At 65.0% G+C, this 13,270-nt stretch carries 13 protein-coding genes; 5 read left to right on the forward strand and 8 right to left on the reverse strand.

The genetic code is table 11. The features are described from left to right. The first annotated feature begins 3 nt into the window (after positions 1-3). Positions 4-1,476 carry an amino acid adenylation domain-containing protein gene (locus tag AB0L58_RS08240; RefSeq protein ID WP_364383086.1) on the forward strand — a complete coding sequence of 491 codons (1,473 nt, stop codon included), beginning with the start codon at positions 4-6 and terminating at the stop codon, positions 1,474-1,476. A 6-nt stretch (positions 1,477-1,482) separates the two neighbouring features. On the opposite strand, the gene AB0L58_RS08245 is transcribed toward AB0L58_RS08240, so the two are convergent. Then, positions 1,483-2,109 carry a TetR/AcrR family transcriptional regulator C-terminal domain-containing protein gene (locus AB0L58_RS08245; protein ID WP_364383089.1) on the reverse strand — a complete coding sequence of 209 codons (627 nt, stop codon included), beginning with the start codon at positions 2,107-2,109 and terminating at the stop codon, positions 1,483-1,485. A gap of 91 nt (positions 2,110-2,200) precedes the next feature. Between AB0L58_RS08245 and AB0L58_RS08250 the strand changes: the two genes are divergently transcribed. Together AB0L58_RS08250 and AB0L58_RS08255 are read left to right on the forward strand one after the other, a co-directional pair. Next, a complete protein-coding gene (locus tag AB0L58_RS08250) occupies positions 2,201-2,500 on the forward strand; it encodes a LysR family transcriptional regulator (RefSeq protein WP_364383092.1) in 300 nt (99 codons plus the stop codon). A 236-nt stretch (positions 2,501-2,736) separates the two neighbouring features. Continuing rightward, the gene (locus AB0L58_RS08255) at positions 2,737-4,377 is read left to right on the forward strand and encodes a GMC oxidoreductase (protein WP_364383095.1); all 1,641 of its coding nucleotides are present in this window, start codon (positions 2,737-2,739) and stop codon (positions 4,375-4,377) included. Between the two features lie 41 nt (positions 4,378-4,418). On the opposite strand, the gene AB0L58_RS08260 is transcribed toward AB0L58_RS08255, so the two are convergent. From AB0L58_RS08260 to AB0L58_RS08275, 4 genes are read right to left on the reverse strand one after another with little or no spacing between them, the layout of a single operon-like run. Beyond that, positions 4,419-4,739 (reverse strand): DUF3349 domain-containing protein, encoded by a 321-nt coding sequence (locus AB0L58_RS08260; protein ID WP_364383098.1) that lies wholly within the window; start codon positions 4,737-4,739, stop codon positions 4,419-4,421. Between the two features lie 8 nt (positions 4,740-4,747). Beyond that, the gene (locus AB0L58_RS08265) at positions 4,748-5,056 is read right to left on the reverse strand and encodes a DUF3349 domain-containing protein (protein WP_364383101.1); all 309 of its coding nucleotides are present in this window, start codon (positions 5,054-5,056) and stop codon (positions 4,748-4,750) included. 4 nt (positions 5,057-5,060) lie between these two features. Beyond that, positions 5,061-5,351, reverse strand: a complete 291-nt coding sequence (locus tag AB0L58_RS08270) for a hypothetical protein (protein ID WP_364383104.1) — start codon at positions 5,349-5,351, stop codon at positions 5,061-5,063. Positions 5,352-5,364: 13 nt separating this feature from the next. Further along, positions 5,365-6,555: an inorganic phosphate transporter gene (locus AB0L58_RS08275; protein ID WP_364383107.1), complete on the reverse strand. Its 1,191-nt coding sequence runs from the start codon at positions 6,553-6,555 to the stop codon at positions 5,365-5,367. A 447-nt stretch (positions 6,556-7,002) separates the two neighbouring features. Here AB0L58_RS08275 and AB0L58_RS08280 point away from each other — a divergent pair, with 447 nt between their 5' ends. Beyond that, positions 7,003-7,746 (forward strand): DUF2993 domain-containing protein, encoded by a 744-nt coding sequence (locus AB0L58_RS08280; RefSeq protein ID WP_364383110.1) that lies wholly within the window; start codon positions 7,003-7,005, stop codon positions 7,744-7,746. Positions 7,747-7,845: 99 nt separating this feature from the next. On the opposite strand, the gene AB0L58_RS08285 is transcribed toward AB0L58_RS08280, so the two are convergent. Genes AB0L58_RS08285 through prpD form a run of 3 tightly spaced genes read right to left on the reverse strand, consistent with a single transcriptional unit; the run spans position 7,846 to position 11,437 of the window. After that, positions 7,846-8,997 (reverse strand): bifunctional 2-methylcitrate synthase/citrate synthase, encoded by a 1,152-nt coding sequence (locus tag AB0L58_RS08285; protein ID WP_364383209.1) that lies wholly within the window; start codon positions 8,995-8,997, stop codon positions 7,846-7,848. A 23-nt stretch (positions 8,998-9,020) separates the two neighbouring features. Beyond that, positions 9,021-9,935 (reverse strand): methylisocitrate lyase, encoded by a 915-nt coding sequence (prpB, locus tag AB0L58_RS08290; RefSeq protein WP_364383113.1) that lies wholly within the window; start codon positions 9,933-9,935, stop codon positions 9,021-9,023. Next, entirely contained in the window at positions 9,935-11,437 is a 1,503-nt protein-coding gene (prpD, locus tag AB0L58_RS08295) for a 2-methylcitrate dehydratase PrpD (RefSeq protein WP_364383116.1), read from the reverse strand. Before prpD ends, prpB begins: the two co-directional genes overlap by 1 nt. A 153-nt stretch (positions 11,438-11,590) precedes the next feature. Here prpD and AB0L58_RS08300 point away from each other — a divergent pair, with 153 nt between their 5' ends. Continuing rightward, positions 11,591-13,015: a short-chain fatty acyl-CoA regulator family protein gene (locus AB0L58_RS08300; protein WP_364383119.1), complete on the forward strand. Its 1,425-nt coding sequence runs from the start codon at positions 11,591-11,593 to the stop codon at positions 13,013-13,015. Positions 13,016-13,270: the final 255 nt, after the last annotated feature.

The following is a 13,270-nucleotide window of genomic DNA, read 5'->3' on the forward strand; positions in this document are numbered from 1 at the left end:
CACGTGGATATCGCGACACCGCCGCCGGGCGGTCTGGCACAGCTGGTCCGCGACGCCGCCGCGCGCACCCCGACCGCGCCCGCCGTGCACTGCGGCCCGATAACGGTGACCTATCGCGAACTCGACGAACTGGCTGATCGCTACGCCCAGGCGCTGCGCGAGTCGGAGGTTGCGCCGGGCGACCGGGTGCTGATCTGGGCGGAGAAGGCCCCGGAGGTCGTCGCCGTAATGCAGGCCGCACTGCGCGTCGGCGCCATCTACGTGCCGATCGCACCCGCCAATCCGGCGGCCCGCGTCGAGACCATCGCGCAGCATTGCGCCCCCGCGCTCATCGTCACCGACGCAGCACGGGCCGGGCGAATCACGCTGCGCGACAACAGGTCCGTCGAACTCGGCGAGCTACTCGCCGAATCCAGCGCGCCCGGACCGCGTGCCGATCGGCCGGTGGACCCCGACGATATCGCATACATCCTGTTCACCTCCGGATCCACCGGCGAACCCAAGGGCGTATGCATCAGCCACCGCAACGCCTCGGCATTCATCGACTGGGCCACCGCGGAAATCGGCGTGGTCGCGGCGGATCGACTGGCCAGCCACGCGCCGTTCAACTTCGATCTGTCCGTCTTCGACCTCTACGCCGCCTTCCGAGCCGGCGCCTCGGTCGATCTGATTCCCGGCGAGCTGGCATATGCGGCCGAACCGCTGGCGCAGTTCCTGTGCGAACGCGGGATCACCATCTGGTATTCGGTGCCGTCGGCCATGCAGCTGATGCTGCGACACGGCAGCCTGCTCGACCGCGACGCTCCAAATGTGTTGCGCACCTGTCTCTTCGCCGGTGAACCATTCCCGGTCACCGACTTGCTCGCCGTACGCCGGGCCTGGCCGCACATCCGAATCTTCAACTGGTACGGGCCAACCGAGACGAATGTCTGCACATCGTACGAGGTCACCGTGGCCGATCTCGACCGCGAACGCGCGGTGCCGATCGGCACACCCGCCTCCGGCGCCGTCGTCACACTGGATTCGTCCAGTGAGGGCGAAATCGTGGTGTCGGGCCCGACCGTCATGGCCGGGTACTGGGGCGCGACCCCGCACCGCGGCCCATATCGAACCGGCGATCTCGGCCGATACGACGATGCGGGCCGACTCGAATACATCGGTCGCCGCGACGGCATGGTCAAAGTCCGGGGGCACCGGCTGGAACTCGGCGACGTCGAGTCGGCACTATCGGCCCATCCGGCGGTCGCCGCGGTGGCCGTTGTGGTGCTCGGCACCGGCATCGACGCAAGGCTGCACGCGGTGGTGATCGCGCGTGACGATGCGCAACGGCCCACACTGCTTGCGCTCAAGAGCCATTGTGCCGCTCGGTTGCCGACCTACATGATCGTCGACACCCTGTCGGTGGTCGACGAACTGCCACGGACCGCCAACGGCAAGCTCGATCGCGCCGAACTCGTTGCCGCACATTCTGATTGACGCCGCTCAATCGGTGACCAATCCGCTGCGAATACCGAACAGCATGCAGCTCAGCCCGTATTCGAACTGCCGCTCCAAGTGGTCTGCGCCCCGATCGGCCAGCGCCGCCTGCAAATACGGGACGTCGTCGAATCGGTCCTCGGCGGTGAGCGGCGGTGCCGCCGCGGTCGCCTGTTCGTCCAGAATCGCACCGAAGAGGTAGTGGCTGAAGGCGCGCAATGCCTGCAGTGCCTGCGGTGGGGTGAACCCCGCCGCCGTCAGCGAGTGCAGCATGGTCTCGGCGGTGGGCCGCCGATCGATGATGTGGCGAGCCCCCGCGACCAACCGCGCGCCATCGCGCCGGGCCAGAATGGCCACCCGCAACGTGCGGGCGCGCTCGGTGAGCCAGCCATCCCAGGACTGACCGGGTCGCGGGCGGTCCAGCCCACGCAAAGCGTCCTCGACGATCGCGGCGGCCATCTGATTCAGCAATTCCTGCTTGCCCTCGACATGCCAGTACAGCGCCGCGGGCTGCACCTCGAGCTCCTTGGCCAGGCCACGCAGGGTAAGTCCGTCGAGTCCGACCTGGTCGAGCAGCCGCAACGCGGTGGCGATCATGCCCGCGCGGTTCAGTGCCGGCCGCTCCCGGGACATCGCATTCACCTTGACAGCCTAACAGTGTTCATGGATATCCTGAACACTGTTCATCAGGGCGGGACAACATCCGACCGGGAGGATCGTCGAGTTGGAACTGAGAGACATCGAGATCTTCCTGGCGCTCGCGGAGGAACTGCACTTCGGCCGCGCCGCGCAACGTCTACACCTTTCCCAGGCCCGGATCAGCCAATCCATCAAGGCCCAAGAGCGTTACTACGGCGCCACTTTGGTAGACCGCGCAAACCGCCGCGATATCCGGCTGACACCCCTCGGCCAACAACTGCACGCCGACCTGCGGCCCGCGCACCGCGCCCTGCTGCAGGCCCAGGAACGCGCCCGCCGAGTGGCCGCAGATCGGTCCGGAGCCGGTTCCGGTAACACGTTCTGACAGTTCGCTGCGACACACCCGAGTGCCACACAGCGCTTCGACACCATCGCGAGCATCGATGCCGCAATCGAAAAATGTTGTGGGCCACTGCTATTGATTCGTCCAAGGCGAATGTGAACGACGCACCGCCGCCTTGACACATCAACATCATAATTCGCCCGAATACCCAACTAGAACCTGTTACATTCTGCCGACTCGAGGCACTCTCCTACGCCTCACATCGGAAGGTTTCGCTCATGTACGACCGACGCCCCGCGGCCGCCACCGGCCTTCACCAAGGGATGAATCGCCGGAAATTCCTGGCGGGCACGGCAATTGCAGCCGGAGCCATGGCGCTAGGCCCGGCCGCGTGGACCGCCAAGGCGTCGGCCGCACCCATCGGCAACGGGGATCATGTGCCGAACCTGATCATCGGCAGCGGCTACGGCGGCGCGGTCGCCGCGCTGCGCCTGTGCCAGGCGGGTAAGCAGGTGGCGATGATCGAGATGGGACAGAACTGGACCACCCCCGGCTCGGACGGAAAAGTGTTCTGCACCATGCTCGATCCGGACGAGCGGTCCTATTGGTTCCGGACCAGGACCGATCAGCCGGTCGGCTACTTCGTCGGGGCGGATATCAACCGGGACATCAGCCCGAGCGATGCGGGTGTGCTCGATTCGGAGCACTTCGCGGCCACCCGGGTGTATCAGGGCCGCGGGGTGGGTGGCGGCTCGCTGGTCAACGGCGGTATGGCGCCGCTGCCGAAACAGGACTACTTCCAACAGATCCTGCCATCGGTCGACGCGACGACGATGTACTCCACCTACTTTCCGCGGGCGCAAGCCGCCCTCGGCGTCAACAATGTCGACTCGGCCTGGTTCGAATCCGCCGAATGCTACAAATACGCACGGGTCAGTCGCACAACGGCCAATAACGCCGGCTACACAACAACATTCGTGCCCAACGTCTACGACTTCAGCTATATGCAGAAGGAGCAGGCGAATACCGTCACCCGCTCGGCGCTGGCCGGTGAGGTGATCTATGGCAACAACTACGGAAAGCGTTCGCTCGACAAAACCTATCTGGCCGTGGCCGCCGCGACGGGCAACCTGAGCATCTCGCCGCTGCACAAGGTCACCAGCGTGGCACCGGCCACGAGCGGCTATACGGTGGTCATCACACAGATCGACGTACTCGGCAATACGGTGGCGACCAAGACCGTCACCGCGGACAGGGTCTTCTTCGCGGCGGGCAGCGTCGGCACCAGCAAGCTGCTCGTCACCATGAAGGCACTGGGCAAGCTGCCCAACCTGGCCGATTCGGTCGGCGCGGGCTGGGGTAACAACGGCAATGTGATGGTCGGCCGGGCCGGACTGGATTTGACCGGCGCACTGCAATCCGCGATTCCCTGCATGGGCATCGACAACTGGGCCGATACCAGTGGTCCGGTATTCGCCGAGATCGCCCCATTCCCGACGAGTACCGAGAACGGTGTGAATCTCTATCTGGCGATCACCAAGAACCCCAACCGCGCCAAGTTCACCTACAACTCGTCCACCGGTGGCGTAGATCTGAACTGGCAGGCGTCATATACCCAGCCGTCGATCGATGCGGCGAAACGCGTATTCGATGCAATCAATGCCAAGGCGGGCACGATTTATCGGACCGATCTGTTCGGCGTCTACAAAGTCTGGGGCGACGACTTCGTCTATCACCCCCTCGGCGGCTGCCTGCTCGGACAGGCCACCGATAACTACGGTCGCCTCAACGGATACGCCGGGCTGTACGTCATGGATGGCTCGCTGATTCCGGGCAGCACCGGCGTCAATCCCTTCCTGACGATTACCGGCCTCGCGGAGCGCAATATCGAAAAGATCATCGCCACCGACCTGGCATGACATTCGGCCTGCCGACCGCCCGCCGCACGGCTCGCGGTCGGCTAGCCATCATCCTCGTCGGGCTCCGACCACGCGTCGTCGATCGGCCACCCCGCGGCCAGCAAATGCTCTCGGACGCGCGCGATATCGGATTCGAGCGGCATCTCATTGGTCAGTTTGGTGATGAGCACGCCGACATCGACCCGATCGGCCGGGATCGCGCCCTGCTCGATCAGCGCATCCACCACCTGCCGCACCTGTGCTTCGGGCAGCCGCCGCGACAACAGCGCGAACAACGGCACATAGTCCCGATCCGGCACGCCCTGCGGATATCCGGCCCGCAGCCACGCGACGATCTTGGTGAGTAAACCGGATAACGCCATAGGAGTTCTCAGGCCTCGGACGGGTGTGCCAGCGGCCAACCGACGGCGGCGAGGCGGGCCGCGACCCGATTCACATCATCGGCGCCCGGCTTTTCGTGCGCGAGTTCGGCAATGGCTGCTTCGACCTGACCGCGGGCGATGACGCCGTCGGTATCGTCGGCGATCAACTGCTCGACAACCTCACCGACCTCGTCCTCGGTCAGCCTGCGGTGCAGCACGGCGAACAATGCGACGTAGTCCTCGGGTGGGACGCCGTGCGGATACCCGGCCCGCAGCCAGTTCAGAACCGATCCGAGAATGGATGCTTTGGATGTCATGACTTCATTTCTTGGGAGGTTTGGCGCCGAACAACTGGATGTCGAAGGTGTGGCTGATGAAATCCTTTGCGATGTAAAGGATTCCGAGCACCACTGCGACGATGACAACCGCGAAGCAGAGGTACGCGACGACCTGGGCGACCTGGTTGCGCACACCGGCACCGCCGGCGGTGGCGGGCTCCATCGACCAGAGCCGGATCCCGGTCGCGAAGATCACCGGCAATCCGGTCCCCAGCAGGACGGCGATCAGTGTCACCTCGCCGAGCGACTTGGCGATTGCGGTGAGCGTATGCATGAACCCAACCTCCTCAGACCGATGCGCCGGTCTTGACATCGACGTCGGACGCAGGCGTGAGCCCACCCTCCCATTCGTCATTGACATTACTGGTGTCGACCGGGTTACGCCGCGACCGCAGATACATGTAGACCGACATCGCGATCAGAATCGCGAAGTCGATCAGTACGCCGCCGAGGCCACCGACGAGATGGGCGATCCACCAGCACACCGCGCCGACCAGACCCGCGAGCGGCAGGGTGAACAGCCACGCGACAACCATCCGGCCCATAACACCCCAGCGCACCTCGGCCCCCGGCTTACCGAGTCCGGTACCGAGGATCGAACCGGTCGCGGTCTGCGTGGTCGAGAGCGGAAGTCCGAACTGCGCCGAGGTGAGAATGATCGCGGCCGAGGATGATTCGGCCGCGAATCCCTGCGGCGGATCGAGCTCGACCAACCCCTTGCCGAGGGTGCGGATGATGCGCCAGCCACCCAGATACGTACCCGCGGCAATCGCCAGCGCACAGCAAATCTTGACCCACAGTGGAATTGCGTCGCTATTGGTGAACGTGCCGTGGGTGACCAGCGCCATGAAGATGACGCCCATGGTCTTCTGCGCATCATTCGTACCGTGCGCGAGCGAGACGAGCGCGGCGGATCCGATCTGCCCCCAACGGAATCCGTCGTTCACCTTCTTCTCGACCGATCGACGCGTGAGCCGATAGACCAGGAAGGTGCCGAGCCCGGCCACCAGTGCGGCAACGAACGGCGCCAACAGCGCGGGCACCAGGATCTTGCTGATCAGCCCCGTCTTCTCATTCCCGGTCCAGATCACCCCACTGGTACCGAGCGCGGCGACCGCCGCACCGATGAGACCGCCGAACAGCGCATGCGAGGAACTCGACGGAATACCGAACAGCCAGGTGAACAGGTTCCACAGAATCCCACCGACCAGACCGGCGAATACGATGTGCAGCAACTCCATATGGTGCACATTGTTGATATTCAGCAGGCCACCCGACACCGTCTTGGCGACCTCGACCGATAGGAAGGCACCGATCAGGTTGAGTACCGCCGACATCCCGACCGCCACCCGCGGACTCAGGGCACCGGTAGCAATCGAAGTGGCCATGGCATTGGCGGTATCGTGAAACCCGTTGGTGAAGTCGAACGCCAACGCGGTCACTATCACGATCAAAAGCACGATAAGTTCAGCGCTCACCCAGTCATCCTCTTCCGCGCGCCATCCGCCTGCTACAACATGACGATCTGTTCACCCACTATTTAGCCGACCACAAGAAGTTGGACAAGAAACCCCGGCGAATCGGACAATCCGCCGGATGTGACGCTCGGCGTGGACGCGGCGACCAACCACCGGCACAACGCCCCGATACGGCCAGATCCTGTTGTACGCCAGCACATTCCGAACAATGCGTCCCTCGAATGGTCCGCCACCGGATGGCGCGTATACCGTGCTCGACGATGTCGCGTGCATTGTCGTCTCCGGACCGCGCGCCACATCCGGCGACCAGATATGCGCCGGTGGTGACGAAGGCGACCGTCGCAGAAATGGCGATCGCACGGCGAGGTTGCACGGCACTCATCGTTACTCCTGGTAAACCAGCCTTTCGAGCTGGTTGTCGAATCTGTGCCACATAGGAGGTCTCGAATGTCTCGTCGACAAGGTTCGACACCCGCGATGGACGGCACCGGATCCGATCGGCCGACCGCGCCCCGCGCGCGGAAGCTGCGAACCCTCCTCGTCAGCCTCGGCCTGGTAATCGCACTCGCCGCGGCAGGCCTCGGCGCGGCCGAGTTCTACTTCCGACACAAGACCGAACGCTGCATCGCCGCGCAGGTGGAAGCCGACCTGGGATCCGACGTCGCCGTACATTTCGGCCCCAAACCATTGCTGATCACGGGTTTCGACCACCGGCTCCCCTACATCGTCCTCGACAGCGACGACGCCCGCTTCGGCCCCGCCATCGATATGCGCGTGCATGCCCGATTGAACGACATCGAACTCAGCGACGGCGGTCGCAGCGCCACGGTCGCCAACAGCACCGCGGATGCCACCTGGAGCAATGACGGCATCGTGAAAACATTGCGCGGCTTGGTATCCGGAGTCACCTCGAACCCGAGCACCGGCACCATCGACATCACCGCCCTCGGCGACCTGGCCTACCTCCAGCTACGCCCAGCCATCGTCGACCACAAGATCCACATCGACACCGTCGCCACCCGTGGCATCCCCACCGAGCTGACCGCAAGCGTTATCGACATCATCACCGAAAGCCTGCAGAGCTACCCCCTGAATCTGCAGGCCGACGATCTGAAAGTCACCGAAACCGGTATCAAGATCCAACTCACCGGCGGCCGCACCACCCTGCAGGCAAGCTCGGAAAGCTGCTGAAACCCGGGGCATTCCACGCGGGGCCGCGGCAACCGCGCGGAGGTGGCCGAATCGACAGCCCACAGTCAGGCGAGCCGTCGATGGCTGTGCCGGGGCGACTCAGGCGACAACCGAGCGTTGCGGGACACCCACGTATTCGCTCGAGGGGCGGATGAGTGCGTTGGATTCGCCCTGTTCGATGATGTGGGCGGTCCAGCCGGTGATGCGGCTCATCACGAAGATCGGTGTGAACACCGCGATATCGAAGCCGAGCAGGTGGTAGGCGGGACCGGTCGGGGAGTCGAGATTCGGCTCGAGCCCGGTGGCATCGCTCATGGTCCGTTCGAGGATTTCATACATTCGCACCCACTTCTGCCCGTCGGTGGCGGCGGCGATGTCCAGGAAGGCCTTCTTCATGGTGGGCACGCGCGAATCACCGTTCTTGTACACCCGATGACCGAAGCCCATCACCTTTTCCTTCTTCGCCAGCTTGTTGTGGATCCACGCCTCGGCAAGGGCCGGATCGTCGATCTCGAGCATGTCGCGCATGACCGCCTCGTTCGCCCCGCCGTGCAGCCGACCTTTGAGCGCGCCGATCGCGGCGGTGACCGCGCTGTAGATATCGGAGAGCGTGGAGGTGACGACGCGCGCGGCGAAGGTGGAGGCGTTGAAGGAGTGCTCAGCGTAGAGGATCAGCGAAACCTCGAACGCGCGCACCAGTTCCGGAGCCGGAATGGTCCCGAAGCACATGTTCAGGAAGTTCTCGGCGTACCCCAGCTGCGCATGCGGCGCGATCGGGTCCAGCCCACGACGGCGCCGGTGATCGGCCGCGACAATGGTCGGCAGCACCGCGAACATGCGCAGCGCCTTGGCGCGATTGGCCTTCGCGGAATTGTCCTCCTCGGCAGGGTCTTCGGCGCCGAGGTAGCTGATCGCGGTCCGCACCACATCCATCGGATGACAGGTCTCGGGCAGCTTCGCCACCAATGCCAGCAGCGACCGGTCGGTGCGACGCAGGGCCCGTTCCTGCTGCTGGAACTGTTCGAGTTCGGCATGTGACGGCAGTTCGCCGTGCCAGAGCAGGTAGGCGACCTGTTCGAAACCGCAGTGGGCGGCCAGGTCTTGGACGGCGTAACCGCGGTAGGTGAGGGAGTTGGTTTCGGGCACCACCTTCGAGATGGCGGTGGTGTCGACGACGACGCCTGCCAGACCTTTGTAAATGGTCGGTACCGTGGGCTCCGGCCCACCCGTGGCCCGACCACCACCCCCCAACGTATCGCTGTGCGATGCTGTGTTCACTGGTTCCTTCCCGGAGCGAAATCGAAGATGTCGGAATCGAATTCGTTGTAGCGCTCGTATTGCAGGAGTTCGTAGAGTCTGCTGCGGTGCTGCATCCGGTTCAGTAGCGCGGACTGTGTTCCCGCGGAGTAGATTTCGCGCAAACCGACCTCGGCGGCGAACATCGCCAGCCGCAGAGTGGTCACCGGGTAGATCACCGCGTTGTAGCCGATTTTTTCCAACGTCGCGGCCTGGATGAGATCGGACTTACCGAATTCGGTCATATTCGCCAATAACGGGGTGGCTACCGCCGCGCGGAACTTCTCGAAGTCCGCGACGGTGTGCAGGGCCTCGGTGAAGATCAGATCCGCACCGGCGTCCCCGTATGCCTTCGCCCGTTCGATCGCCGCGTCGATGCCCTCGATTCCGGCGGCGTCGGTGCGCGCGCAGATCACCAAGTTCGGGTCGCGTCGCGCCGACACCGCCGCGCGCAGCCGACGCACCATATCCTCGGTCGGCACAACGGCTTTGCCGTCGAGGTGTCCGCAGCGTTTCGGGTTGACCTGATCCTCCAGGTGCACGGCGGCGATTCCGGCGTCCTCGAGGATCGTGACGGTACGTGCGGCGCTCATGAGTTCACCGAAACCGGTGTCGGCGTCGATGAGCACCGGCAGATCGGTGACGCGGGCGATCTGCTGCCCGCGTCCCGCGACCTCGGTGAGCGTGGTCAATCCGATATCGGGAAGCCCCAGATCGGCGGACAGAACCGCCCCGGAGACGTATACGCCTTCGAACCCGATCTCCTGGATCAGCTTCGCCACGAGGGGATTGAATGCACCCGGGATGCGCTGGATGCGCCCCGAGGTGAGTCCGGTACGAAACGCGAGCCGTTTATCGGCGGCCGAGGTGGCCGCTGCCAGCAGACCGGTCATCAGAAGATTCCCTTCGCGGACCGGGGCGCGCGGGCGAGCACATCCGCCGAGACGGTGCAAGTAAGCTCCGCCAACGCACCGGGAGACAGCTCGCCCGCATGCTGGACCACCTCGAGGAAGCGGTCCTGCTCCGCGGGTTCGACGACCCCTTCGGCGAGGGTGCGAAACTTCGCGATGTACTGATCGCGGGCGAACGGACGCGCACCGAGCGGATGCGCGTCGGCCACCGCCAGTTCGTCCACGATCACCTCACCGCTGTTCAGCGTGACCTCGGCGCGCGCGCCGAACGCCTGCACGTCCGGATCCGTCGAGTGGTAGCGGCGCGTCCACTCCGGATCTTCGGCGGTAGAGATCTTGTGCCACAGTTCCACCGTGTCGGGGCGCTGCGCGCGCTCGGGCGCGTAGGAACGCTCGTGATGCCAGGTGCCGTCCTGGAGGGCGACCGCGAAGATGTACATGACCGAGTGGTCGAGGGTTTCGCGAGAAGCCGTCGGATCGAACTTCTGCGGATCGCCCGAACCCGTGCCGATCACCACGTGGGTGTGGTGACTGGTGTGCAGGACGATCGTCGCGATCTGGTCGAGGTCACCGATGCGGTCGCGGAGCCTGCGTGCCAGATCGATCGGGGCCTGACTCTGGTATTCGGCGGAGTGCTCCTTGGTGTAGGTGTCGAGGATGCCGCGCTTGGGCTCGCCGGGGCCGGGCAGCGGCACCGAGTACACCTTGTCCGGACCACCGAGCAGCCAGGCGATCACACCGTCCTCGCCCTCCCAGATCGGTGCCGGCGCACCCTCGCCACGCAGCGCGCGGTCTACGGCCTCGACGGCCATCTTCCCGGCGAATGCGGGTGCGTAGGCCTTCCAACTGGAGATCTCACCTTTACGCGACTGGCGGGTCGCGGTGGTGGTGTGCAGTGCCTGGCCGATGGCCTGGTAGATGGTCGCGGCGTCCAGCCCGAGCAGCGTGCCGATTCCGGCGGCGGCCGACGGGCCCAGGTGGGCCACATGGTCGATCTTGTGCTCGTGCAGGCAGATCGCGCGCACCAGATCCACCTGGATTTCGTATCCCGTGGCCAGACCACGGATGAGGTCACGACCGCCGCGTCCGGCGTGCTGGGCGACCGCGAGGATCGGCGGAATATTGTCACCCGGGTGTGAGTACTCGGCGGCCAGGAACGTGTCGTGGAAGTCGAGTTCCCGCACCGCCACGCCATTGGCCCAGGCCGCCCATTCGGGCGAGTACGACCCGCCGACACCGAATACGGTGGCGCCCGGCCGATAGGGGTGCGCCAGCGCCTGGGCGCGGGCATTGGCGACCGGGCGGCGGATGACCGACGCCGCCGCGACCGCCGCGTTGTCGATGATCCGGTTGATGATCATCTCTTCGGTCTCCGGGGTGACCGCCACGGCATCCGCGGCAACCTCGGCGATCCGCCAGGCGAGGTGCTCCTCGCGCGGGAAATGCGCGGCGGAGCGGTGGGTGCGGACGAGATGATTCTGCACGATCGGGGCCTCCCATGCGTCGATTTCTCCGGTACGTTTCGCACGCTACACAGAGTGACTATCGGCCGAAATACCGCGCAAATGCCTATTTTTGTGGAAGAGACTCGGTAAATTTGTGAAAGTTGCGGAAATCTCTCTTGCTACATTGGCATCATGCAGAAGATGTACGCCGGAGGCCGGCTGCGCGCACTGCGGGAGCAACGCGGACTGTCCCAGTCCGCGCTCGCGAAGGCGCTCGGGATATCGGTCAGCTACATCAATCAACTCGAACACGATCAGCGTCCGCTGACCGTGCCGGTACTGCTACGGCTGAACGCCAACTTCGATCTCGACGTGGGATTTTTCGCCGCCGACACCGATGCGCGGCTGATCGCGGACCTGCAGGATGTGTTCGCCGAGGACCCCGAAGGCGCGAACATCACCACCGCCGAGATGGACGATCTGGTGGCGCGCGTACCCGCGGCCGCGCGCCTGCTCGTCGGCCTGCACCGGCGGCTGCGCGGTGCGACCGAGCAGATGGAGCGGGTCTCGGCCGGAATCGACGGCGGCGCAGGCGAATCCGCCGTCGCGATGCCCTACGAGGAGGTGCGCGACTACTTCTACGATCGGCGCAACCATATCCCCGAACTCGACACCGCGGCCGAGCAGTTGTTCGCGCGCAATGGGCTGAGTCTCGGTGGACTCGACCTGCAACTGACCGGACTGCTGCGCGAACAGCACGATATCGCGGTGGTGATCCGCACCGACGATCCCGATCGGCCCGGTCCGAAACGGGTGTACGACCCGCATGCTCGCGTGCTGACGCTGGCGCGGCGGCTCACCGCCGGACAGCGCGCCTTCCAATTGGCCACGCAGCTGGCCTTTCTCACCCAGGCCGAGGTCATCGCCGAGCTGATCGATGCAGCCGAAACCGTGCCCGAGCATTCCCGCGGGCTGCTGCGCATCGGCCTGGCCAACTACTGCGCGGGCGCGCTCATCTTGCCCTACACCCAGTTCTGGGACGCGGCCGAAACCCTGCGTTACGACATCGAATTGCTCGCCGCCAAGTTCGAGGTCGGCTTCGAGACCGTCTGCCACCGCCTGTCCACCTTGCAGCGTCCGGGCAAGCGTGGCGTGCCGTTCTTCTTCGTCCGCACCGATCGGGCCGGGAATATCTCGAAACGGCAGTCCGCCACGGCATTCCACTTCTCCCGCGTCGGCGGCAGCTGCCCACTGTGGGTGGTGCACGAAGCGTTCTCCACCCCGGGCAGCATCCGGACCCAGATCGCCCAGATGCCCGATGGACGCAACTACCTGTGGCTGGCGCGCACCACCGACGAGAAGACACCCGGATACCTTTCCCCCAAACGAGATTTCGCCATCGGACTGGGCTGCGATCTGGCATACGCGGACAAGCTCGTCTATTCACACGGGCTGCCCATCGACGACCCACGCACGGCGGTGCCGATCGGCGCGGGCTGCAAGGTCTGCGAGCGCACCGATTGCGCGCAACGCGCCTTTCCGCAATTGGGCCGTCCGATTCGTGTGGACGACAACAGTTCGCTGCATATCCCCTACGCCCCCACCGCGGCGTCCTGAGCTCGTGCCTGGTCAGGGCTCAGGGCCGCCGCGGTGGTTGCGCCTCGGGGCGCGTTCCGCATCCGTTCCGACACCGCAGCGGGTAGTGCTCGACCGCTGAGCTCTTCGCCGCGATCAGGTGGATGGCCGGCGCGGCGCGACTAGCGATGCGGGCGCGGCTGCTCGGCGCAGGAGCAGCGTTGCGCTTTCGGCACATCACCGAGGACCTCTTCGACATGATCGCCGCATCCGGAATAGCCGGGCTTGCCGCAGCGG

This window comes from Nocardia sp. NPDC052112 (assembly GCF_040680135.1).
Lineage (GTDB): Bacteria > Actinomycetota > Actinomycetes > Mycobacteriales > Mycobacteriaceae > Nocardia.